We start from the raw sequence: 22828 nt of genomic DNA, 5'->3' as shown, positions 1-22828 counted from the left end.
TCAGTCTCTCCGTACGAATGGCAAATGTCGCGTGCGCATGGTGTGGATGAAAAAGCCCGTGACGCGGCCGTCCTTGCGTTCGACGTTGAGTACCCCGCGCAGGGACAGGACGGCGATCGACGACACCAGGCCGAAAACCTCGGCACTGAAGGCTTCGAGCGGCAGCACCGAGACCGCGTGGGCGCCGTAGACATACAGATTGAGGGCATTGCCGTCGAAACGGATCTCGGCGTCCGCGCCAAGATCGGTGGCGTGATAGCGCCCGACCAGGGCCGCGCCCACTTCCGCCAGCGACGGTGCGACAGCCGGGAGGCGTTCGAATGTCGAGGTGTTCCCGGCCTCGCTGAACTGGAGCGTGGTCGGTGCTTCCACGATGCCTGCCAATTGCGCGACGGGCAGGCTCAACGGGCCCGCAGCCAGCTCCTGGAAACCGATGCGCAGTGTATCGCCAGCATCTGTCAGGGGGATTGCCGGGCTGTTCAGGAACGCCAAACCCAGCTTGCCGCCCACCTCATTGAAGCCAATCACATGGCCAGTGCGCTTGGCGTGGTAGCGGGTGCCCGGCAGCGGGCGGAAGCGTTCTGCCGCGGCCTTCTCTGTGCGAGGGCCGAGCGCTTCGCCGAGCATCGCGTCGACGATTTGATTGGCGAGTTCGATAGGATTCGCCATTGCGCCGTTGGTCATAATGATCACGTCGAGTTCGTGGCTCGGCACGGTCAGCATCTGCGACGAACCACCGATCACGCCGCCGGCATGATGGATGATGTCGAGGCCACGGTAATCGTGCCGCATCAGCCCGAGGGCATAAGGCGCAGTGCTGCCGTCGTTCAGTCGCGAAAGTGTCTTCATTTGCGCCCAGGTGGCTTCGCTGCCGACTGTCTTGGTACCGCGCAGGTGGGCGAGCCATCGCAGCATGTCGTCCAGCGTCGAGATGATTGCGCCTTCGCCGAGCAGCTCTTCGCTGGGGAAGATTCCACGCGTCCAACTGCCGTCGGGTTTGGGCAGATGCAGCGTCGCCATGCCACGGTGGATCTCCAGGTCGCTCGGTACCGAGGCGGTGTCCACCATGCTCAACGGCGCGAAAATCCGCTCATGCATGAATTGTTCGAAGGAAATGCCGCTGATTCGCGCGACGACAAGGGACAGCAGGTGATAACCGCCATTGCAGTACAGGCTGGATTCGCCCGGTGCGAAGTTGGCGGCCGTCTGGCGCAGCAGTGTTGTCAGCGCAGTGCCTTTCGGTTGCATTGCCATGCCACTGGCGATGAATTCCAGGTCGAGATGGCAACGATAGCCACCGGTATGCGACATCAACTGACGCAAGCTTGGCTCGCCGTGCAGTGGGGGGAGTTCGGGGAGATAACGGCGCACGCTGGCATCGGGATCGACCTTGCCTTCCTCGGCGAGCAGCAGTACGGCCAGGCACGTGAAATGCTTGCTGGTCGAGCCGATACGCATACGTGTCCAGGGTGTGTTGGCGACACCCAGTTCTACGCTGGCCAGGCCAAAGGCTCGGCGGTACAGGGTATTGCCATGCTGCGCGACGCCGACGACCAGGCCCGGCGCATCGCTGCGGTTGAATGCCTGGAAGAGGTCGTCCAGTGCGCGAACGCCGGTCTTGCCTGCGTTGGTGTGGTCGGGGGAATCTGCAATGTTCATGAGAATCCTTGTGAGCAGCGACTTTTTTACTTTTTCTGTTGTCACAGCCTAGCAACAAAGTTTCTGTATCGGAATATAAATTTCCATACGAGTGTTTCATGTGATGCGTTTTACTTGGGGGAATGGAATGTGCCTGCTACAGTGCGCACCATGAAAATCACCGACTCCATCCCGAAAATGACTGATACACATACAGATAATCGCAACAGCAACCCCGGTGCAACCATCCGCGCATTGCGTCGCAGTGCGGACATGACCCTTGCACAACTGAGCGCAAAGACCGGTCTGGCTGCCTCGGCCTTGTCGAAGCTGGAGGCTGGCCACATATCGCCTTCTTTCGACAAGCTCGCGGCGATCAGCCGTGGCCTGGACGTCGATATGACGGAGCTGCTGGGCAGCCCGCCCCAGGCGCCCGCTCCGGCGCCCATCAGTATTGGCCGCCGGGTCGTGTTGCGCGCAGGCGAGGGCCAGCACGTGGAAACCCGCAGCTACAGCCAGACTTATCTTGCCACGGAACTGCTGCACAAAAAGATGACACCGATGGTCGTCGAAGTGCATGCGCGCACCATGGATGAGTTCCTGGCGGAGTTCGGTGACTTCATCCGCCATCCGGGCGAGGAGTTCGTGTACATCATCGAGGGTGAAGTGGAGTTCTGTACCGACCTCTACGCGCCAATACGTCTGTGCGCGGGCGACTCGCTGTACTTTGACAGCGAGATGGGGCACGCCTATCTCAAGGCCAGCGACGTGCCTTGCCGCATCGTAGCGGCGGCTGCGCCGCGGGGTAGTGTGGAACCGGTGATCGACACCTTTGTTTCAATGTCCGAGAAGGGTACCGCTGCAGCCGAGGGGCAGCCGAGCGATGCCAGCCCGCGACGCTCACCACGAGCGAAGTAAGGCTCAGTTGTTATGGAAAATAAATTTCCCTTTTGGCATTTTTATTTCGTATAGTCGACCTTTAGCAATCTTCTAGAGGTGGCAGTAAATGAGTCAAGTCAGGGAAGTTGATTTCGTCGTAATCGGCGCCGGCATCGCCGGCGCTTCAGCGGCGGCCCATCTGGCCGCGCGGGGCTCGGTGCTCCTGTTCGAGACCGAGGACCATCCCGGCTATCACTCCACCGGCCGCTCCGCCGCGCTCTTCTCGGAAATCTACGGCAACGCCGTTGTGCGTTGCCTCACCCGCGCCAGCCGCCGCTTCCTGTTCGAACCGCCCGCCGGGTTTGCGCCGGGGCCGTTGGTGACGCCACGAGACACGCTGTTTTTCGGCACGCGCGACCAACTGGACCTGCTGGAGCGTTTCCGCCTTGATCCCGATGTAGCGAGCAGAACGGTGATACTGACGCCAGAGCAGGCGCAAGAACGTGTGCCTGCATTCCGCGCGGGCTACCTGGGCGGCGCTGTGCTGGAAACCGGCTCGGCGGATATCGACGTCGACGCGCTGCATCAAGGTTTCCTGCGTCAGGCGCGTGCGCAGGGTACGGAAATCTTGACCGCCTCGCGCATTGAAACGCTCTCCTATAGTGAAGGCACCTGGCTGGTAAATACCCACAGCGGCAGTTATCGCGCGCCGGTGGTGGTCAACGCGGCAGGTGCATGGGGCGACGAGGTGGCGCGCAGTGCCGGCGTCGCACCGCTCGGCCTGCAACCCAAGCGTCGCACGGCAGCGCTGGTCAATGTGCCAGCTGGCCTGGACGCCACACATTGGCCTGCGTCGGTGGCGATCGATGAGCAGTTTTATTTCAAGCCGGATGCCGGCCTGCTGCTGATCTCGCCTGCCGACGAAACTGATTCACCGCCATGCGATGCGCAGCCGGAGGAACTCGATGTGGCCATCGCCGTGGACCGCTTCGAACAAGCGACGGGCGCGCAGGTTCGTCGGGTCATGAACAGTTGGGCAGGGCTGCGGGTGTTCAGCCAGGACCGTACGCCGGTCGCCGGCTTCGACCCCGTCGCAAAGGGCTTCTTCTGGCTGGTCGGGCAGGGCGGCTACGGCATACAGACCGCCGCGGCGCTGGGGCGCTTGACGGCTGCACTTTGCGCCGACGGCAAGCTGTCGAAAGACCTCATCGACTTCGGTCTTGAGGAGCACATGCTCTCGCCTGCGCGTTTCAGTGCCTACAACAATAATTAACCTGAAAAGGACATGGTCATGACCCACGATTTCGCTACCGTCATCGGCGACCTCACCAGAAGCGGTGAAGTCACCGGCGCATCCTTCGCTTATTGGGACGGCGAGCAACTGCACAGCGCCGTTGGTGGCTTGCGCAACAGCGTGACCGGTGACCCGGTGACGCTCGACACGCTGATGCACATCGGCTCGATCACCAAGGTGCTGAACGCCACGCTCTTCATGCAGTTGGTCGACGACGGGCTGATCAGTCTCGATGATCCCGTGGCCAAGCATCTGCCTGAGTTGCGCCTGGGTGATCCACAGGCGCTGCCCAGGATTACTTGCCGGATGCTCATCAACCACACCAACGGCATCGACTATGACTGCCCGGCCTATCTCGGTTTTGACGAGCAGCGCATCGTCGATGCAATTGAGGACTGCGCGTCCAAGTTACAGTTGCATCCGCCGGGCGAGGCCACGGCCTATTCGAATGTTGGCACCGTCATCGCTGGCTACATCGCCCAGAAGCTTCGCGGAGAGAGTTGGTACAGCCTGATCAAGTCGCGGATTTTCGAGCCACTGGGCCTTGAACATTCGTTGGCGGATATTACCGAGCTGCCCCGGTTCCGCGTCAGTGTCGGCGATCAGGTCGATACAGCAGGCAAGCTGGTTCAAAGCACTCGGCCATTCCTGCCGCTGAGCTTTGCCCCGGCGGGCGCCACGGTGATGATGACTGGCGCCGACCTGGTGAATTTCGCCCGGGCGCTGATCAATGGCGGCATTGGCGTGAACGGTACGCGTATTTTGTCCCAAGCCAGCGCGTCGCTTATGGCTCAGGAGACGACTGGATTTATCTCGCCTCATAACTGGCGTGTGGGCCTCGGCTGGATGATCCTGGAGGGCGGCGTGCTGTTTCACGGCGGTGGCGGTCCGGGTGTCAATTCTGCGCTCTACGCGCATCCCGAAAGTGGCAAGGCGTTCGCGCTGCTGACCAACTGTTCCAAGTACGGTGCTTTCGATGCGACGCTCGTCGACCCGATCCTGGAAAGCTGGGGTTCGACGGCCGCACCTCTGACCCCCATCGAAGGAGACTTCGACACTGCGCCTTATGAAGGCAGTTTCGAGAATCAGCTTTTCCGATTCGATATCTACCGCGAAGGCGACCAACTGTGCGCCAGGATGGTTGCACGCCAGGATGTCTATGAAACCGACAATGCCCAGGCCCCGGCCTTCCTGTTGAAGCGGGCCGGCGAGCATCTGTTTCAGATGAGCATGGGCGGTGTGGCGCATCCGTTCCCGCTGGCGTTCGTCAATCCTGATGCGAGCGGGAAGATGCAACGCCTGGGCGCGATGGTGAGGATTTTCAATCGCGTGGTTTGAAACGGCCGCTCGCCCTCGAGGGCGGGTTTTAAACGGCGCGATGCCAATCGCACTTGAACCTTGTGTTTCGGGAAAGATGATGCAGAACGATTTTCGCGGCCATCGGTCGTTCATTGAAGCGCAACAACTGACAAGCGCATGGTTGCGTCCCGGCAGTGGCGAGGCCTCCAGCCTGAGCCAACTGATGGCGAGCCCCGACGGCGCCACTGCGGTCGCTACGGCGGTGGTGTGCGAGGCGCTCCAGGGCCAGCCCTCGACGCGCATCGCGCTGGTCGACCTTGCTACGGGGAATATTGAGCTTCTCACCCGGGGACTGGGTTCGGATAGCAGCCCCAAATGGTCGCCGGACGGCAGTTCGATCGCGTTCCTGTCGGATCGCGAGCAGGCTCACGTGAATCGCCTGCATATTCTCGGCATCGACACCGGTGCCGAGCATGCCGGCCCACAGGTTGACGGTTTTGTGGAGTCGCTGGAATGGTCGGCTGACGGCAGGTTCGTGCTGCTCTGCACGGCGGGCTTTGGCTCCGACCTGGCAGGCGCGCAGGGGGCGGTTGCGGTCAGTCTCGAGCGTGACGCCGAGGCGCAAGCGGACTGGGCGCCGACTGTCGAGGGCGCGCCTGAGGCGTCTCCCTGGCGCAGTGCATGGGTGTATGACGTCGGTACACACCGTGTGCGGCGGGTCACTTTGCCTGGTATCAACGTCTGGCAGGCCAGTTGGGCAGGGCCTGATCACATCGTTGCGATATGCTCGGATCAGCCGGAGGAGACGCGGTGGTACACCGCTGATGTGCGCCTTATAGCCGTCGAAAACGGTGATTTTCGTACCCTGTTCAAGCCCGATGACCAGCTCAACTGTGTGGTTGCATCACCGTCGGGCGACACGGTGGCCGTGATCGAAGCGGTTTGCAGTGATCGCAACCTCGTGGCCGGTGATCTGCGCTTGATCGATGTCGCAAGTGGCGAGGTGACCAGCGCGGCGACGCTCGATGCCGATGTCACTCAGTTGATCTGGCGTGATGAGGACACGCTGCTCTTTGGCGCGGGCCAGGGGCCGGATTATGTCGCCGGGCTGTTCGATCGGCAGACGGGTGCGGCCCGCGAGTTGTGGCGCGACAGCCGGCGCCAGCCGAGCGGTATGATTTTTCCCGAGATCGCGCCGTTGGGTCGTCAAGCTGCGGATTTTCTCTGTCTCGTTGAAGCGTTTTCGGCAGCGCCGACCCTGGTCGCGTACGAGGGCGGTGCAGAGCGTGCCATCCGCACCGTTGGCGCTCCGGAGGTCGATGCGCGTGTACAGGCGCTCGGCGTTTCGGCGCGCGACTTCACCTGGACGGCGCCAGATGGGCTAGCGCTGCATGGCTGGCTCATCACGCCAAAAGGGGCCGGCCCGCATCCGCTCATCATGCACGTCCATGGCGGCCCGGTATGGTACGTGCGCCCGCAATACCTTGGCCGTTCGGCGCTGCTGCAGATGGCGCTTGCCGCCGGCTATGCCTTGTTCCTGCCCAACCCACGTGGATCCAGCGGGCGCGGTCAGAAGTTTGCGCGCAAGGTCTTCGGCGACATGGGCGGGCGCGATACCTACGATTATCTGTCGGGGTTGGATGCGCTCGAATCCCAGGGCGTGATCGATCGTGCGCGAATCGGTGTCATGGGTACCAGTTATGGCGGCTACATCACCTCCTGGCTCATTACCCAGGACCGGCGCTTTGCCGCGGCCGTGCCGATAGCGCCGGTCACTCACTGGGTCAGCCAGCACTTGACCTGCAATGTGCCGACCTTCTGCGAGCTGTTTCTCAGCGACAAGTTGGGCGACCCGCTGGGTCAGTATTTCACCCGCAGCCCCATCCACTATGCCGAGCGGGTGAGGACACCCACACTCCACATCTGCGGCGCGCTCGACAAAATCACCCCTGCGGGCCAGGCGCTGGAGTTTCATAAGGCCTTGCAGGGCAGTACCGATGTGGAGACTGTGCTGCTGACCTATCCACACGAAGGCCATGGCATCCGAAGCATGCCGGCGATCTTCGACTTTACCGCGCGAGTGATGGCGTGGTTTGAAAAACACATGCCCGGTCGCACTCCGGACAGGCTGTAGCTCGCGCTTGTTACCAGGTTCCTACTGGTTGGTAGGCTAGCCATTGACGCATGCGCACTATCCGTAGGTGTGCGCCTGCATCACGGCCTGTCCAGACCAGGCTCCAAAACGTGGAACAGGAAGATTGAAAATCGGGACCTAGGCCGGATGCTTGAGCGAAAACCGGCGCATCGCTATCAGGACGGGCAGGAAATTGCGGCCCGCATCCGATAATTGATATTCAACCCTGAGGGGCTTCTCGCCGAAGTCGATACGCTCGATCAGCCCGTCTTCGGCCAGTTCGCGCAGATGCGCGGTCAGCATCTTCTGGGAAATGCCTGGCAGGTCGCGTTTCAGCTGCAGGGTGCGCAGGGATGGGTCGGCATAGAGCCTGAAGAGAATCGGCAGTTTCCAGCGTCCCTGGATCATCCGAACCACACGCGAGACATGCGCTACCGAGCCCTCGGGGCCGAGGCAGATCTCTCGTTCGTCTTCGCCGATGGGCACATAAAAGTGCGTACTGGTCTGATCGGTCATCTCACTCTACCTTGCGAAAACAACGAGGATTAGTCAGGAGGTGGTACGTGGATCTGCAATTGGGCGCAAAAACGGCACTGATTACCGGCAGCAGCAAAGGTATTGGTGAAGCCATCGCCAGGAAACTTGCGCTGGAAAACGCCGTGGTCATTGTCCATGGCCGTGACAGGATGCAGGCCGAGAAAGTCGCGGGCGACATCATTATGCGCGGTGGCCGCGCGCATGTGGTAGTGGGCGACCTTACCGACGATGAGCAAGTCCGGCAGATGATCGATTCGGCACACGAGCTTGCCGGCTCCATTGATATTCTGATCAATAACGCGGGCGGCTCCGGTGGCCTCAAGGAGGATTGGGACACAACGCGCCCTCAGTCGTGGCAGGCCGCCTATGATCGGAATGTGCTCGCGGCGGTGCGCGTCAGCACGGCGCTGCTGCCGGCGATGCGTGCGGCGCACTGGGGGCGGGTCATCAGTATTTCCAGCCTGGCAGCCACGATGGCACCGCCGTCGGCGCCGGATTACTCGGCGTGCAAGGCGGCGATGAACGCCATGACGCTGTCCATGGCCAAGGCCGTTGCGGCCGATGGCATCACGGTTAATGCGGTGTCACCCGGAACCATTCACAGTGCGGCGCTCGATGCGCGTTTTCGTGATGTCGCCGAAGAGCGTGGTGTGGCGAGCAGAGATGCGCCGTGGGAGGCGATAGAGCGTGCCGTGCTGCCGATGTTCGCCCAGGTGCCCGTGGGCCGGGTGGGGCGCCTGGACGAGATCGCTGCCGCCGTGGCGTTCCTTGCCAGCCCGGTTGCCGGGTACATCACCGGCATGAACCTGCGGGTCGATGGAGGGCTTTCGCCGGTTCTGTGAGCACTGCGAAGCGCCCGGGTTGCCTGGAGGGTTGGCACGGCTTAGGCTTTGCTGCTATTCAGGGGGAGCCGGACAGCATGGTCATCAATAAAAAGATAAACAGCGCTTCAGTGCAGATGCGTTCGTTGCATCCGCTGGATACTGCCCTGGAATTGCTGCATTTCGGTTTTCGCGGCCTGACGGTCAAGGCTGACCAGTTCCTGGCCACCCATGCGCTGTCGCGTGTCCATCATCGCGTGCTTTACATTATTGCCCGGGCGGACGAGATCAATGTCGGCGACCTGGCGCTGACCCTGGGGGTCAGCAAACAGGCCTTGCATCGTCCCTTGAAGCACCTGTTCGAGCAGCAATTGGTGCAATACACCCGAGCGCCGGAGCGGCATCGCTTCAAATTGCTCGCGCTGACGGAGCAGGGCGGTGCCGTCGAGGCGGCGGCCACCGAGCTGGAGCGTCAGGTCCTGCGCCAAGCCCTCGATTGCGTGAAACCGAAAGGGCAGGACGCATGGACCACCGTCATGACGGCACTCGCGGATAACCTGAACGAGCCGCTCAAGTGATGCGTTCGCGCACCATGATGCACTTGGCGAGCGGTTGCAGGAGCGCTTCGGTCGCTTCGTCCGGTGACACCACGGTCGGGCTCACCAGCAGGGGATCACACTGCCCGCTCCCGATAAGGTCGAGCACTTTGGGGATGTGCGGGCGGACATTGCAGACACCCACCGACAGCGTCACGTCACGCAGGTACATGCCGAAAAGCGGGATCACCGGATCTTCGAAGATAATGCCGATGCATGAGCAATGCCCGCCCGGCGCCAGCGCCAGCAAGCCTCGATGCAGTGCCCGGGGATCGCGTGTGGCCGACACCACGACGTCGTAGCGCTCATCGAGCACCGATTCCAGCTCCACGCTGGCGCCGCTGCGTGACGCGAGGTCTCGCCGGTAATCATTGTCATCCAGGTAGTCCACGCTCGCGGCGCCAGCTGCGACGGCCATTTGCACTGCCAGCACACCCAGACTTTCCGTGCCACCCACTACCAGCACCCGCGCATCCTCCCTGGCACTGATCGGGCGGCTGGTGGCCACCCAGGCGTCGGTGAGGTTGTCGCTGGCGCTGGCCGCCGCCAACGGGTTGATGCCGGGAGGCAGGGGCACCAGCATCGCGTCGGCGAACGGCACGTCGACCACCTCGGAAAACAGCCCGCCCCAGTCGCCGCCAGCCGGCACGCCGTAAGCCGCGTGGCGTGGCACCGACGTGCAGGCGGTAGCGCGTCCGGCGTGGCACTGCTTGCACGTTCCGCAGGCGATTTTCCAGGGGACGCATACCAGGTCGCCCCGTCGCACGGATGTCACGGCGTCGCCCACCTGTAGCACCTCTGCCACGCATTCGTGGCCAAGCGCAAACGGTGGCTTGAACGGCGTGACACCGGCGATCAAGCGCCGGTCCAGATCACATGAGGCGGAAGCAATCGGGCGGACCAGCGCGCTGCGGGGGCCGGAAAGCCTCGGCGTCGGCGCCTCCACCCACACCAACTGGCCAGGGCCTTGCACGGTGAGTGCTTTCATCGCTCAGCCTCCCACGACGAATGTCGTCGTGGCTTTGGCGAACAGCTTGCCGTGCTCATCCACCACCTGAGCGTCGCATATCGCCAGGCTTCGGGTACGCTCCACCACCCAGCCGTCTACCCGGTAGGTGTGGCCGGCGCGCAGCGGTCGCACGTACTTGACGTTGAGATCCACGGTGGAATGCGGGGTGCTGATGTCCAGGGTCGAGAACAACGCCAGCGCAGCAGCGCCGTCAAGACAGGTGGCGGCGAAACCGCCATGCACCGCTCCCGCCGGGTTCAGATGGCGGTCGTCGGGGCAGGCTTGGAGCGTGATCCTCCCGGTACTCACATCAACGGCTGTGAGGCCCATGGTTATACCGATGGAAGGGTTTGGGACCTCTGCGCGAATCAGCGCACGCAATGCCTGGAGACCGGTAGCTTCGGGTTCGCTCATAGGTATCTTCCTGCTGTGGTCGGGCCGCTGGGCGTGGTACGCCGAGCCGTCCTTCGGGAATTATTGGTGAGGTGCGTCGGGGATGTCATGGGTGCGTCGCAACACACGCTAAACGTTGCGGCCTTTTCAAGTCAATAGTGTTGATGTGTGAATGTGCAGGGCGTGCAAGCTATCCCGTTGCGGGGTTTGCCGTGCGCAAAAATACTTCAGTAACCCGGGTATTCATCGGCAGTTCTTTTCAGGCCTGGGGCTTGAGTTCTTGCGCCGTCACTTTGTAAAACCTACCTTCTGGATGGTAGCTGATTGCCGTAAGGTCTGATAGGTTAGGCGTCGAACAAATCAACGCGATGTTTGGGGCCGGCCATGGAAAAAGCACCAACACAGATCATTCTGCAAGACGCCTGCGAGAGAGCTGCAGGTTACTTGCAGGGCATCAAGTTCCGTCCGATTCTGGCTTCATCCAGGGCCGTGCAGCGACTCGAAGAACTGCGCCACGGCTTGCCGTACAAAGGTGTCGATGCGCTGGAGGTCGTGCGCCAGTTGGATGAAATTGGTTCGCCTGCAACGGTCGCGACAGCTGGCGGACGCTATTTTGGTTTGGTGATTGGCGGCGCGTTGCCGGTGACCGTGGCGGCCAATTGGTTGGCCACCGCGTGGGACCAGAATGCGTGCTTTCGCTGGACTTCTCCGATAGCGGCAACCCTTGAGGATGTGTCGTTGCTCTGGCTGCGCGAGTTGTTTGGCCTGCCGCCGGAAACAGCGGGGGCCTTTGTCAGTGGTGCGTCGATGGCAAGCTTCAGCGCACTGGCTGCCGCGCGTCACGCGCTATTGGCGCGCCAGGGTTGGGATGTGGAAGCCCTGGGACTGTATGGAGCGCCACAATTGCGCGTGGTGGTCAGTGAAGAAATTCACGTCACCGTCCTGAAAGCCCTCGCGCTACTGGGGCTGGGGCGCGAGTGCGTTATCCGCGTTCCCACCGATAAACGTGGAAGGTTGCAAGTCGATCAGATGCCAACGCTGGATGACCGTACGATCGTCTGCATCCAGGCCGGAAATGTGAACACCGGTGATTTCGACCCGGCAGCCGAGGTGTGCCGGCTCGCCAGGGCCGCGGGTGCCTGGGTGCATGTGGACGGTGCCTTGGGGCTCTGGGCGCTGGCCAACCCGGCCTTGAGTGTGCTCACCGATGGTTTCGCCGAGGCCGACTCCTGGGCGACCGACGGGCACAAATGGCTTAACGTGCCCTATGACAGTGGGATTGTGTTGGTTCGCCAGGCGGCCTATCTACGGGCCGCGATGTCGATGAGTGCTGCTTATCTGGCCGGCGGGGTGGAAGGCGACCGCGAGCCTTCCCACTACACGCCTGAATCGTCCAGGCGGGCACGGGGTGTAGAAATATGGGCTGCACTCCTGCATCTGGGACGCGACGGCCTCGTAGCATTGGTTGCGCAATATTGTCGGCAGGCCTTGCAGTTCGCCCAGGGGCTTGCGGCGTATGGCTATGAAATACTCAATGAAGTGGTGCTCAACCAAGTGCTGGTCTCATTCGGCTCGGCGCGGACCACCCTCGCCGTGATCGAGGCTATCCAGGCCGAGGGTGTGTGCTGGTGTGGCGGCACGGTTTGGCAGGGGCGAACGGCGATGCGTATCAGCGTGGCCAACCTGGCGACGACGGAGTTGGACGTCGAACTCAGCCTTCAGGCGATTGATCGGGCCGTCGAAAAGGTACGGCTGGATTCGGTGCATTCAGACGGCCTTGGGCAGCGCAAGCCCGGCTATCGCACAGAGGCTGATCAGCGCCCTGGGAAAAACAACGAAAATCGAATGGTTCCAGGCTCAGGCTGCTCCACACTCACTTCACCGCCATGCAGTTGCATGATCGCAGTGACGATCGCGAGGCCAAGGCCGTATGAGTCGGAGCTTTGATGGCGGGATGCATCGCCACGGTAGAAACGGTCGAACAGCTTGCGCAGGGTGTCTTCGGCCAGCACGGGGCCGTGGTTTTCCACATCGATGCGGCAACCTGTCCCATTCGCCGCCACGCGCATCAGCACCTCACTGCCTTCGTCGGCATAGCGAATGGCGTTGGCAACCAAGTTGCTCAATGCACGGCGCAGCAGTAAGGGATCGGCGTGGGTCATGCCTGTGCCGACAGCCCGGAGAGTGATCTGGCGCTCCTCTGCCAGGCCCTCGAAGTAATCGGAGATGCGCTGTATTTCGTCGTGCAGGGCCAGGTGCTGTCGCTCCACCACGGCCTGCGATTCGTCAGCGCGGGCGAGGAACAAGATGCTCTCGACAATTCGGGAAATGCGCTCCAGCTCGCCCAGGTTTGACGCCAGCAGCGCCTGGTACTCGTCCGGGGTGCGAGACTGACGCAGCGCCACCTGGAAGTGGCCCATCAACGAACCGATCGGCGTGCGGATTTCGTGGGCCAGGTCGGCGGAAAACTGCACCAGGCGCTGGTAACCGTTGGCGAGGCGATCGAGCATGGCGTTGTAGGCGTCACTCAGTTGCTGCAACTCGACCGGGGTGTCGGCACTGCTCATGCGGCTGTCCAGCCGTTGCGGCGTGATATTGGCCGCATGGGCCGCCATTTTGCGTAAGGGACGCAGGCCGCGCCGCAGCAGGATATAGCCGAGCAGCGCCGTGGCCAGAAATGCCAGGCTCACCGCCAGGTAGATGCGTTCGCGAAAGGCCTCGAGCATGGCCATTTCCTTGGCCATCAAGTGCGCGGCGGTGAGCTGTACGGTGCGTCCGCCGGACGTGGTCTGCACGGTGGCGGCGCGCAGCGGCACATCCGCGTCGGTCATGCCGCTGCGCAAGTCATCCACGCGCAGCGTCGCGTCCGGTTTGATCACGGGCAGCTCCGGCACGATCACGCCCAACGGGTTGACGTTGATCACGGACGCCTGGCCCGGCTCGCCGATGATGAAGATGTCATCTTCGCTGTCGAGCATGTTCTTGAAGATCTCGGGGCTGGCGCGCAGTTTGTCCAGGGCGAGCTCGTAGTGCAGCAGCTTGCGAAAGTGCTCCAGGCGCCCCATCACCGCGTGATCGGTGTTCATCAGCACCGAGGCGCGCATGGAGGCGTACAGGTAAAAGCCGGCACCGGCCACGGCAAGCATGGCGACCAGCGAGAAGGCCAGCGTCGAACGCAGGGTCAGGGATGGCTGGCGTCGGGGCCACATGACCGCACCTCGCACACGTAACCGATGCCGCGCACCGTATGGATCAGTTTGACCGGGTAGGGCGAGTCGACCTTGCTGCGCAGGCGCTTGACGGCGACGTCTACCACGTTGGTGTCGCTGTCGAAGTTCATGTCCCAGACTTCCGAGGCAATCTGTGCCCGGGACAGCACATCGCCTTCTCGACGCAGGAACAGATGCAGCAAGGCGAACTCCTTGTTGGTCAGGATGATCACCTGCTGCTGGCGGGTGACCCGACGGCGGACCAGGTCAAGCTCCAGGTCGGCGAGGTGGAAGTGATCGATTTCCCGCACCACGCCGCGCCGCAGAATAGTACGAATGCGCAGCAAGAGTTCGGTAAAGGAAAAGGGTTTGACCAGATAGTCGTCAGCCCCCAGCTCCAGCCCGCGAATGCGGTCTTGCAATTGGTCGCGGGCCGTCAGGAACAGCACCGGAACGTCCTGCCGGGCGCGCAGCAGTTCGATGATCTGGAAGCCATCGATGCCGGGAAGCATCACGTCCAGCACGATCAGGTCATACGCCGTTTCCAGGGCCATGTGCAGGCCATCGGCGCCGTGTTGGGTCCAGTCGACATTATAGCCGGACTCGCCCAGCCCCTTCTTCAGGTACTCGCCGGTTCGGGTGTCATCTTCGATCAGCAAAATATGCATTCAGGGGCGCTTACTGCAAAGGGTAGGGATCGGCGCGTTCCGGGCCGAATGTGAAAAGAAGTTTAACCAGCTATGGGCGGGGCGGGGGTTACATTTTTGTCATTCGCGGGGCGGGGCGGCTTATGACAAAAATGTCATCTGCTGGTCATCGTGGGGGACCGGCTCGGGTTGGAGGATCAAGGCACTTCAACCAGTGAGGAATCTTCAGATGAAGCTCAAGAATGCGCTGTCCACTACCTTTGGTTTGCTCATGGTCGGTGCTGCCGCCGTCGCAAGTGCAGCCGATATGCCGGTGATCAAGCCGTTACGGGGTGTGGTCGAAAGCGTTGCCAATAACACCCTGACCTTTACCTCGCGTACCGGTGCCCACCAGACCATCGGCCTGACCGACAAGACCGGTATTGTCCGGGTGTCCAAGGCGGATATCGAGTCGATCAAGGCCGACAGCTTTGTCGGTTCGGCGGCCACGCCGCAGGCGGATGGTACGCTCAAGGCGCTGGAAGTCACCGTATTCGAGTCCAGCCTCAAGGGCAGCGGTGAAGGCCACTACGGGTGGCAGAACGCAGATGGCTCTACCGGCACCATGACCAATGGCACCGTGGGCAAGCTCTCCAACACCAATGGCCGCACCCTCACCGTCAATTACAAGGGCGGCGAGAAGCAGTTGGTGGTGCCGACTGATGTGCCGATTGCGTACGTCGAACCCGGCAAGGCCGACGAATTGGTCAAGGGCGCCAAGATTGTCGTGTTCCCGGCGCAAGATGGCAGCGCACGTGGTGTAGCGGTCGGTAAAGACGGCTTCCAGCCGCCGATGTAAAACGGCACAGCTGTGGCAGCCGGGCCCGCGTGGCCCCGCTGCTATCGCCTGGCTTCTACGGGAGGAAGCAGCATGAAAAAAGCGCGTATCCATGCCTGGCCTGTGCGTCTCACCCATTGGGTCAATGCCGTTTGCATGGTGTGCATGTTCATGAGCGGATGGGCGATCTATAACGCCTCGCCGCTGTTTGCATTCAGGTTTCCCGCGCAATTGACCGTGGGCGGCTGGTTGGGTGGTTCGCTTGCCTGGCACTTTGCATTTATGTGGTTGTTAGTGATCAACGGCCTCGTCTATGTGCTCTATAGCCTGGTCAGCCGGCATTTCCAGCGCGACTTCCTGCCGGTCACCGTCCAGGCGGTCAAGCGTGATTTGAACGACGCCCTGCATTTTCGGTTGGCCCATGAGAAGGGTGTATACAACGCCGTACAGCGCTTGATGTACGGCTTGGTTTTGGTCGCTGGGGCGTTGGTGGTGGTGTCGGGCGTGGCGATCTGGAAGCCCATCCAACTGCAAGCGTTGGTTGCGCTGATGGGGGGCTACGACCGTGCACGCTATGTGCATTTTGCCGCGATGTCGGCCATCGGTGCGTTTGTTGTCGTGCACTTGGCGCTGGTATTGCTGGTGCCGAAAACCTTGTTGCCCATGATCACGGGGGGCGTTCGGTCGAATGAAAAGGGGAAGCTCGAGCATGAATGAGCCCAAGAAACGCGCGGTCCAGCGTATCCGGCTTGAGCCGGCCCAGCAACTTCAACTGGAAAGTATCCAGCGCCGGCATTTCCTGCGTGGCGGCTTGACGGTTGGGGCCATGGCCATGCTGAGCGGGTGCAATTTGCAGGACGGCGACCAGGTGGACAAGGTGTTGTGGGCCATGTCGCGCTGGAACGATCGGGTCCAGGCCTGGCTGTTCAGCGGGCAGAAACTGGCGCCGACGTTCAGCAAGGCGCAAATGACCACGCCCTTTCCCTTTAATGCGTTCTATGGCGAGGACGACATTCCCGAGGTCGACCTGTCGAGCTATTCGCTGGCCGTGTCCGGGCTGGTTCGCGATAAGGCGCCGTGGACGCTGGAAGGTCTGCGCAAGCTGCCGCAGCGAACCGACATCACGCGCTTGATCTGTGTGGAGGGATGGAGCGCTATCGGACAATGGGGAGGCGTGCCGCTCAAGACTTTTCTGGAGCATGTCGGCGCCGATATTACCGCCAAGTATGTGGGCTTCAAGTGTGCCGACCGCTATTACTCCAGCCTGGACATGCCGACTGCCCTGCATCCGCAAACACTGTTGGCGTTGGATTATGGTGAAGTCGCGCTGCCGCCGGAGTATGGATATCCGCTGCGCATCCGCGTGCCCACCAAGCTAGGCTTCAAGAACCCCAAGCATGTCGTCGAGGTGTTTGTGGGCAATAACAACCCGGGGGGCTACTGGGAAGATCAGGGCTACAATTGGTTCAGCGGCATCTGAAAGCTTGACGCCAAACCGACTGGAAGATAGATTTTTCCAATGAATAATCCTTCCAGTACCTTCAATGAAATTCTTGATTGCGCGCGCGCCCTCATCATCGGGGGTGGGTACAACGGTTTCAGTTACGCTGATATCTCCGAGTTCGTGGGCATTCGCAAGGCAAGCATCCACCATCATTTCCCCACCAAGGTAGACCTCGTCCGCACCCTGGTTGAGCGTTATCGCGAAGAGGCCGAGGCTGGGATCGCGGCGCTGGAGCGTTATCACTCGGATCCGGCAGACCAATTGCGTGCCTATATCGGGTATTGGCTGGGCTGTGTCGGTGATGTGACCAAGGGCTATTGTGTGTGTGCCCTGCTTGCCACCCAGATTCCGGTGTTGCCTCAAGATATAGTGCTGGAAGTGCGCGCCCATTTTCTCGCGCTTTCGGCCTGGATAACGTCCGTGCTTGAGCGGGGGGCAAAACAGGGGGCATTCGCATTATCGAGTGATGCGTGCTCCGAAGCAGAAACGTTCATGGCCACCGTGCACGGCGCCATGCTTTCGGCGCGAGCCTACGGCGATCCTAAAATGTTCGGCGTCATCACCGGACCTTTGCTGGACCGGCTTGTTATTCAAAAAGATTGAAATCCGGGGTCGCGGGGTTGCGCTTGTGCGAAGGCTGCACCCGTGGCGGCGTTGGGGCCCGAACCACGGCAGTCGGTATCCAGGTGAGAACACTCGCGGGCTGCGCCAAGGCCGTGAGGGACGCAGGCACGACGCATTCGAAAGGAACACCGACGATGTAGGCATTCCTGCATGTATTGGCGTGCCCGACATCCGGTCGAGGCGGGTTATTGGTCGTCTGGCATTGCTCCTTGAGCAGCGCAGGAAAATCTCCGGCAACGGCGCTCACCTGCGCACAACTTCCAGGGTCTGCGCTCTTTGGAAACCCAAAAGGTGCGGGCGGCAGGGCGGGAATGCTGGTCATGACAGATCCTCGTGGCGTTGCTTGGATTTAACTGTCTACTAGTTGGAAGGTGATTTCAAATTTTTGTGTCAGGCCCCGTGAGTATTCCTCGGGAATGAATCGCAGGAGGGCAGGTGTCATGCCGGTAGAAACACTGGAAAAACAGTTGAATTTTCTGCGGGAAATCGATCGCTTGAAGTCGGTGATACGGCAATCTCCGCTGCTGGACAGCAGCCGAAAAGAGAACTCGGCCGAGCATTCCTGGCACCTGGCAATGTATGCCTTGATCTTGAGTGAGTACGCCAACGGTCCCGTGAATACAGCGCGCGTCATTCAAATGTTGATGCTGCACGACATCGTCGAGATCGATGTGGGCGATTTTCCCATTCACGGCGGTGCCTCGAGCGAGGTGCAGGCGGAGCTGGAGGACACGGCCGCGCAACGCCTGTTTGGTTTGCTGCCGCAGCCCCAGAATGACGCGTTCCTCAGCCTGTGGCGAGAGTTCGAAGACGCGAAGACCGACGATGCGGCGTTCGCCAAGGCGCTCGATCGTTTCCAGCCGTTGCTCATCAATGTCTTTACCGGCGGCGGCACGTGGAAAGAGAGCGGTGTTTTACTTGACCAAGTCATGTCGCGCTATGGCCCGCTGATTGAACGGGGCGCTCCGCAGTTGTGGGCGGTGTGCGAACGTTGGGTCGCCGAGCACTTTTCAAGATAAGTATCGTCGTCGCTCACCTCACTGCGGCGTGAAATGATTGCAGGCGACGTTGACGAATTCCTCGGCTAACGCCGAGCGTGCTGCCCCACGCAGCCAAACGATCCCGACTTGTCTGAAGGGCAGGGCGCCCCAGGCGTTCGAGCAACTTGGAGCAATTGGGCTGCTCTCCTGTTTGACCTACGTACCACGCGAGCCAATCTTCCTGTTCGCCGGCACCAGACGCTATGCCCCATCGTTTCACCAGCTCCATGGTGAGGTCGGTATTCCCGCCGAGCGTGATACCCCCGAGCCAAGAAGCACTGCGTAGACGCCTTTGTTTTCAAACATTGAAAACGCGATTTGGGTTGTTGAATCACTGATGGCAGCAGTCATGCACATTCCTAAATTTCAGCGGGGAGGTGAGGTTTCTGCGCGACCATCGGCTTATCTAAAAGTAGTCAGATCCGCGTCGGTCGGTGGCAGCGACGGTGGCAGGTGACGACTTGCTGCATCTCCAGCCAATCGAACTATTTGCGGTGCAAGATAAGCCCATGATAGTCGGCGCTGATGCGATTTTGACCCAGGTTGCTGATTTTGACTGACCCACACGCTGCCTCCGAAATCACCCGCAAGGTAATCATTTCTTGAGTACTCGGGTGGGCCAATGAGTTCCGGTAGCCGGCGTTAAAAATCACATCAGCGCCAAAAACTATGGAATCTTGATACCCAACGCATTCAGCGATGGTGTATCCATCCGGCCATTCACGGTCAACCCACTGTCCATCTGAAAGGCCATCAACGCACCACGTGTCGTCTTGCCCATCACCCCATCAATGGTGCCTTGGTAATACTGGCGCACCATCAGCGCGGTCTGCACACGGGTGACCAGGTTGCTTTTCTGCTCATTTGTCGCGCGGCTCTTAGAAGTGCTCGAACTTGTCCCGCTGGTAGTGCCAGACGACTGATAAAGGCTGTTGCTGCTTGGGGTGCTGCTCGAAGCACTCGGCGCGCTGTAGCTTCGGGTGCTGGTAGCGGGGGGGCTGTAGTAGCGAGGTGCGCTATAGCCACCCGAGCCGCTGTAGTGAGAACTGTGGGAACTGTGGGACCGGTGAGAACTGTGCGAGCGATGTGCCGCATAGATGTTGACGGTGTCTGGCGCATTGAGCGTATCGGCAAATACCGGGGGCTGTAGCTTGTCGTTGGGTTGCCAGTTCGCATCGGCGAGCGACAGATGGCCCGCCTGTGCCAGGGTGGTACCTGCCATTGGCAGCAAGCTGATCCCACTGATCAGGACTTTCCAGCGGTCGAGCAATTTCACTAAGCACTCCTTGCATAGGCGCTAAAGGCCTCGGTCGATAGTAGTTGTACGCCGCGGCTCTGCCAGCGGTCGGTGTGGGATTTGAAGAAGCCAGAGCAATGTTTGACGGCAGCGCATTGCTGGCAGGTGTCGATGAACAGGTTCTTCCAGTCCGAGATGCTCTGGCGGGCGAAACGCGAGAGGTGGGCCGGGATCAGGCACAGGGGCAAGTTGTAGATCGAAACCGGCACTCCGCGGTTGAACAAGAAATACACGGCCTGGCTCAACGACTCCTGATAGTCCAGCGGGTCAATCCACAGTTCTTCGTAGTTCTTCCTGGCCAGGCCGGTACTTTCGATACCCATCAGCGCAACATGCCGCACGAAGGGCAAGTTCCTGAACACGTAGTGGGCGAGCTCTGGCAAGCGTGGCGTGGTCAGGCGATTGAGCACCACGCGTATCTCGATGATCTGGTTGGCGCGCGCCAGGTTGTAAAGACCTAGCAGGGTTTCGCTAAACGCGCCGGGAGCCTGCACCACATGGTCATGGTCTTCGGCATTATCGGCATACAGCGGGATACCCCAGCTCAACTGAGGGTGGCCGATGGCAGAGAGCGCTGCGATCCAGCTCGGGTGTTGGAGCAGACGCCCGTTGCTGAGCACATGAATGGATTTTTGCGGTAAAACGGCTTTGCACTTGGCCAGGATTTCGAGCAGGCCGTCGCGATAAAGCGTTGGTTCTCCGCCGCTGATTCCCAGATTTTCCTCGCCCGGGTCCATCAGGTCGATCAGCCGTAGGTTCTCCTCGATGTGCCAACGGTCATCGATATCTTTGGGCGGCTGCGAGCACATCAAACAGAGGCTGTTGCAACGATCGGTCATGAACAGCAGGTTGCTGTCCGAGCCTCGTCGATAGAGCACTCGCACCAAAGCGTTGCCTGGTGTGATGGCAATGACATCCCCGGGCTGCACGACATCCGCATCTTTGGGTGTGTGCAGGTGTAGCTGCGCGCTGTCGAAGTCGCCGATCAATGGCTCCGGGATCAGGAATCCACCCACTGGTAATGAGAGCAGATGCGGGTTCCGTAGCCGTTCTTCGTTTGGCAGCCAAAGCAGCAGGTCACCGAACTCAGCGCTTCCGGCACAAACAGCCAGGCCTTGTTCGATGAACTCATCCAGAGTGATGACCTTGAGCAGTTTCGGCTCATTCAGATGATGGATTTCGAAGTGGGTATCTTTGCGCAGCATCGCCATCAGCCCCTGTAACCCGTGAACCGGACATCGTTGTAAGAGCGCCTGTTCAACCAAGACAGCAGCACCCTCTGCACGTTGTCGTCGCCATCGCGAAGCAGGCCGAAAAGATGCTTCAGCAACCCCATGTTCTTTTTGCAGAAGCTGCTGAACACTCGGTGTCCGATCGGGTCAGCTTGGCGGGCATAGTGTTCGATAGGGTCGGCACCACAGTACGGGACAAGTGCGCAGTCGGAGCAGCCCGGCAGCGCCTCTGCTACACCACTGGCGAGCAACGCATTCACAACGGGCGATGCGAGTAATTCAGACAAGGGTTGGTGTACGGTGCCGAGCCTAAAGCCTTCTTCACCCATCTCGAGCAACATTCGGGCTTCGTCCGATGGATAGACGTAACCGTCGTAGTTGTAAACCAGCGCCGCAGTGCCTGCGCCAGCAGGGGAACGGAGGTCTACATAGCCGGAGGAGAAGGGTGTCAGGATATTCTTCAGCAACAGGCTCGTATAACTCTCTGAGAGGTATACGCCCTGTTTGTTGATATGCAGCAAATAGGCCAGTGCCTTCTTGTAGAAGGCCAGGTATCGCTCAATAGGGTAATCAAGTCGATGGGCACTCTTGGTGGCAAACCCATAAGGGCTCAGAGGTCGAAGCGAGATGCTGGAGAAGCCCTGGCTTACATACTCATCGATGATCGCTTCAGGCTGTTCGAGGCTTCTTGAAGTCAGCGTGGTCAACGCGGAAACTGCATCATGGCCAAGGCGCTCACGGACCCACTGGATGCCTTTTACAGTGCGCTCGTAGGAGTCTCGTGACGGGGTAGGGCGGTTGGCATTGTGCAAGGGTGCCGGGCCATCGAGCGAGGTCGAAAACTGGATGCGATATTCTTCTGCGAAGTCGAGTATTTCCTCCGTCAGGTGGTGCAGTGTAGTGGTGATGACGAACTGGATATCCCGTTGTTTGACCACGTTCCGCTCGACGACCCATTCGACAATCTGGCGGACGCGCTCGAAGGCCAGAAGCGGCTCGCCACCCTGAAACTCCACAGTCAGGGCGGGAGCATTGGATTCGAACAGGCGATCGACTGCCGCCTGTGCATCCGTTTCCGACAGGTCGTGGCCGGATCCTCCCAGAGGGGCCCGCGACACCTGGCAGTACTGGCAGGTGTGGTTGCAGCGCAATGTAACCACGAACAAGTGCAGTGCAGGGCCCTGGAAGAGAAAGTCCTTGCGGCTGCGATACTGCGCGGCCATTTCCGGGGACGGGTCGTGGCGGCCTGGTTCATAGATGAAGTGGCGGGCCAGCAGGTCCTTGTAGAAAGGCGTACTTGCTTGAACGTCGAAGTAACTGAGGGCTCGTAATTGCGCGTCGTTCACGTGCATGTACTCGCCGGTATCGGAGGTGAGCAGGATGTCACGGTCATGTCCCGTGTTCATGCGCATGAATCGAAAAGGCAGCAAGCGGTAGTGCTTGGAATCTGTCGCAATTAGTGTCACTGCGAAATCCCACATCCAGCGAGCGCGGCTCGAGCCAGTACTACGCGCAACCCTGTTGTTTCGCGGTTGATATGGTCGCGTAGGGCGAAGTCGTTCAGATGCTGGAGGATCAGCGAGTGCGCCTGCTCCGGGGAAAGCGCTAGCCTAACTTCAGCGGGGCGGGCCGTGAGGCTTATCTGATTGGCTTCAATACCGACCTGGATCGCGACAGTGTCGGCCAGGGAGTAAGCGACGCGTTGCACCACACTGAGCGGGTAGGCTGCGCTGTCGAGTTTCAGCGTGACTGGCCATGTCATCGGAACCGGTCCTTCAAATCCGTTGGGAACGTGTGGATTTTGCCGGTTTCCAAGGCATTATGCCATCATCATTTTTTACATTTGCACGCATTTGTT

At 60.5% G+C, this 22828-nt stretch carries 22 protein-coding genes and 1 pseudogene; 12 read left to right on the top strand and 11 right to left on the bottom strand.

Features of this window, described 5'->3' with window-relative positions; translation table 11 throughout:
* A complete protein-coding gene (locus tag BLU75_RS10570; protein WP_084376633.1) occupies nucleotides 1–1659 on the bottom strand; it encodes a serine hydrolase domain-containing protein in 1659 nt (552 codons plus the stop codon).
* Between the two features lie 150 nt (nucleotides 1660–1809).
* Between BLU75_RS10570 and BLU75_RS27255 the strand changes: the two genes are divergently transcribed.
* The 4 genes from BLU75_RS27255 to BLU75_RS10550 all read left to right on the top strand — a co-directional run bounded on the left by BLU75_RS27255 (nucleotide 1810) and on the right by BLU75_RS10550 (nucleotide 7244).
* Complete coding sequence (locus tag BLU75_RS27255; protein WP_172832073.1) at nucleotides 1810–2556, top strand: helix-turn-helix domain-containing protein; 747 nt, start codon at nucleotides 1810–1812, stop codon at nucleotides 2554–2556.
* Between the two features lie 88 nt (nucleotides 2557–2644).
* Nucleotides 2645–3790 carry an NAD(P)/FAD-dependent oxidoreductase gene (locus BLU75_RS10560; RefSeq protein WP_084376634.1) on the top strand — a complete coding sequence of 382 codons (1146 nt, stop codon included), beginning with the start codon at nucleotides 2645–2647 and terminating at the stop codon, nucleotides 3788–3790.
* An 18-nt stretch (nucleotides 3791–3808) separates the two neighbouring features.
* Complete coding sequence (locus tag BLU75_RS10555; protein ID WP_157720763.1) at nucleotides 3809–5149, top strand: serine hydrolase domain-containing protein; 1341 nt, start codon at nucleotides 3809–3811, stop codon at nucleotides 5147–5149.
* A 40-nt stretch (nucleotides 5150–5189) separates the two neighbouring features.
* Nucleotides 5190–7244 carry a S9 family peptidase gene (locus tag BLU75_RS10550; RefSeq protein WP_084376636.1) on the top strand — a complete coding sequence of 685 codons (2055 nt, stop codon included), beginning with the start codon at nucleotides 5190–5192 and terminating at the stop codon, nucleotides 7242–7244.
* 138 nt (nucleotides 7245–7382) lie between these two features.
* On the opposite strand, the gene BLU75_RS10545 is transcribed toward BLU75_RS10550, so the two are convergent.
* Nucleotides 7383–7760, bottom strand: a complete 378-nt coding sequence (locus BLU75_RS10545) for a winged helix-turn-helix transcriptional regulator (RefSeq protein WP_084376637.1) — start codon at nucleotides 7758–7760, stop codon at nucleotides 7383–7385.
* Between the two features lie 47 nt (nucleotides 7761–7807).
* Between BLU75_RS10545 and BLU75_RS10540 the strand changes: the two genes are divergently transcribed.
* Complete coding sequence (locus tag BLU75_RS10540; RefSeq protein ID WP_084376638.1) at nucleotides 7808–8623, top strand: SDR family NAD(P)-dependent oxidoreductase; 816 nt, start codon at nucleotides 7808–7810, stop codon at nucleotides 8621–8623.
* Nucleotides 8624–8700: 77 nt separating this feature from the next.
* Entirely contained in the window at nucleotides 8701–9180 is a 480-nt protein-coding gene (locus tag BLU75_RS10535; protein WP_084376848.1) for a MarR family winged helix-turn-helix transcriptional regulator, read from the top strand.
* Here BLU75_RS10535 and BLU75_RS10530 read toward each other — a convergent pair.
* Both BLU75_RS10530 and BLU75_RS10525 read right to left on the bottom strand, forming a co-directional pair.
* The gene (locus tag BLU75_RS10530) at nucleotides 9173–10186 is read right to left on the bottom strand and encodes a zinc-dependent alcohol dehydrogenase (RefSeq protein WP_084376639.1); all 1014 of its coding nucleotides are present in this window, start codon (nucleotides 10184–10186) and stop codon (nucleotides 9173–9175) included. The two genes, BLU75_RS10535 and BLU75_RS10530, sit on opposite strands and share 8 nt — an antisense overlap.
* 3 nt (nucleotides 10187–10189) lie before the next feature.
* Nucleotides 10190–10621, bottom strand: a complete 432-nt coding sequence (locus tag BLU75_RS10525; protein ID WP_084376640.1) for a PaaI family thioesterase — start codon at nucleotides 10619–10621, stop codon at nucleotides 10190–10192.
* Between the two features lie 363 nt (nucleotides 10622–10984).
* Between BLU75_RS10525 and BLU75_RS27840 the strand changes: the two are divergent.
* Nucleotides 10985–12097: pseudogene (locus BLU75_RS27840) on the top strand (pyridoxal phosphate-dependent decarboxylase family protein); the annotation flags it as partial.
* 317 nt (nucleotides 12098–12414) lie between these two features.
* Here BLU75_RS27840 and BLU75_RS10515 read toward each other — a convergent pair.
* Complete coding sequence (locus BLU75_RS10515) at nucleotides 12415–13809, bottom strand: heavy metal sensor histidine kinase (RefSeq protein WP_084376641.1); 1395 nt, start codon at nucleotides 13807–13809, stop codon at nucleotides 12415–12417.
* Nucleotides 13782–14477 carry a heavy metal response regulator transcription factor gene (locus tag BLU75_RS10510; protein WP_084376642.1) on the bottom strand — a complete coding sequence of 232 codons (696 nt, stop codon included), beginning with the start codon at nucleotides 14475–14477 and terminating at the stop codon, nucleotides 13782–13784. The genes BLU75_RS10515 and BLU75_RS10510 overlap by 28 nt, the downstream gene beginning before the upstream one ends.
* Before the next feature lie 208 nt (nucleotides 14478–14685).
* Between BLU75_RS10510 and BLU75_RS10505 the strand changes: the two genes are divergently transcribed.
* The 4 genes from BLU75_RS10505 (at nucleotide 14686) to BLU75_RS10490 (ending at nucleotide 17380) form a co-directional block, all read left to right on the top strand.
* On the top strand, nucleotides 14686–15294 hold the full coding sequence (locus BLU75_RS10505) for a hypothetical protein (protein WP_084376643.1): 609 nt from the start codon (nucleotides 14686–14688) through the stop codon (nucleotides 15292–15294).
* A gap of 72 nt (nucleotides 15295–15366) precedes the next feature.
* Nucleotides 15367–15990: a cytochrome b/b6 domain-containing protein gene (locus tag BLU75_RS10500; protein WP_084376644.1), complete on the top strand. Its 624-nt coding sequence runs from the start codon at nucleotides 15367–15369 to the stop codon at nucleotides 15988–15990.
* Nucleotides 15983–16753 (top strand): molybdopterin-dependent oxidoreductase, encoded by a 771-nt coding sequence (locus tag BLU75_RS10495; protein WP_084376645.1) that lies wholly within the window; start codon nucleotides 15983–15985, stop codon nucleotides 16751–16753. The genes BLU75_RS10500 and BLU75_RS10495 overlap by 8 nt, the downstream gene beginning before the upstream one ends.
* A 39-nt stretch (nucleotides 16754–16792) precedes the next feature.
* Complete coding sequence (locus BLU75_RS10490; RefSeq protein ID WP_084376646.1) at nucleotides 16793–17380, top strand: TetR/AcrR family transcriptional regulator; 588 nt, start codon at nucleotides 16793–16795, stop codon at nucleotides 17378–17380.
* On the opposite strand, the gene BLU75_RS27250 is transcribed toward BLU75_RS10490, so the two are convergent.
* The gene (locus BLU75_RS27250) at nucleotides 17364–17723 is read right to left on the bottom strand and encodes a hypothetical protein (RefSeq protein ID WP_130909197.1); all 360 of its coding nucleotides are present in this window, start codon (nucleotides 17721–17723) and stop codon (nucleotides 17364–17366) included. The genes BLU75_RS10490 and BLU75_RS27250 overlap by 17 nt on opposite strands.
* Before the next feature lie 118 nt (nucleotides 17724–17841).
* Here BLU75_RS27250 and BLU75_RS10485 point away from each other — a divergent pair, with 118 nt between their 5' ends.
* Nucleotides 17842–18420, top strand: a complete 579-nt coding sequence (locus BLU75_RS10485; protein WP_084376647.1) for an HD domain-containing protein — start codon at nucleotides 17842–17844, stop codon at nucleotides 18418–18420.
* A 688-nt stretch (nucleotides 18421–19108) separates the two neighbouring features.
* Here the strand turns inward: BLU75_RS10485 and hxsA are convergent.
* The 4 genes from hxsA to hxsD are packed head-to-tail and all read right to left on the bottom strand — an operon-like array spanning nucleotide 19109 to nucleotide 22732.
* On the bottom strand, nucleotides 19109–19717 hold the full coding sequence (gene hxsA / locus BLU75_RS10475) for a His-Xaa-Ser repeat protein HxsA (protein ID WP_084376648.1): 609 nt from the start codon (nucleotides 19715–19717) through the stop codon (nucleotides 19109–19111).
* A complete protein-coding gene (hxsC, locus tag BLU75_RS10470) occupies nucleotides 19717–20949 on the bottom strand; it encodes a His-Xaa-Ser system radical SAM maturase HxsC (RefSeq protein WP_084376649.1) in 1233 nt (410 codons plus the stop codon). Before hxsC ends, hxsA begins: the two co-directional genes overlap by 1 nt.
* Nucleotides 20949–22451, bottom strand: coding sequence for a His-Xaa-Ser system radical SAM maturase HxsB (gene hxsB, locus BLU75_RS10465; RefSeq protein ID WP_231982638.1), 1503 nt, complete (start codon nucleotides 22449–22451; stop codon nucleotides 20949–20951). Before hxsB ends, hxsC begins: the two co-directional genes overlap by 1 nt.
* Complete coding sequence (gene hxsD / locus BLU75_RS10460) at nucleotides 22433–22732, bottom strand: His-Xaa-Ser system protein HxsD (RefSeq protein WP_084376651.1); 300 nt, start codon at nucleotides 22730–22732, stop codon at nucleotides 22433–22435. The genes hxsB and hxsD overlap by 19 nt, the downstream gene beginning before the upstream one ends.
* Nucleotides 22733–22828 lie beyond the last annotated feature (96 nt).

The organism is Pseudomonas mucidolens, assembly GCF_900106045.1.
GTDB lineage: Bacteria > Pseudomonadota > Gammaproteobacteria > Pseudomonadales > Pseudomonadaceae > Aquipseudomonas > Aquipseudomonas mucidolens.
This window is presented reverse-complemented; position numbering and strand designations above follow the sequence as displayed.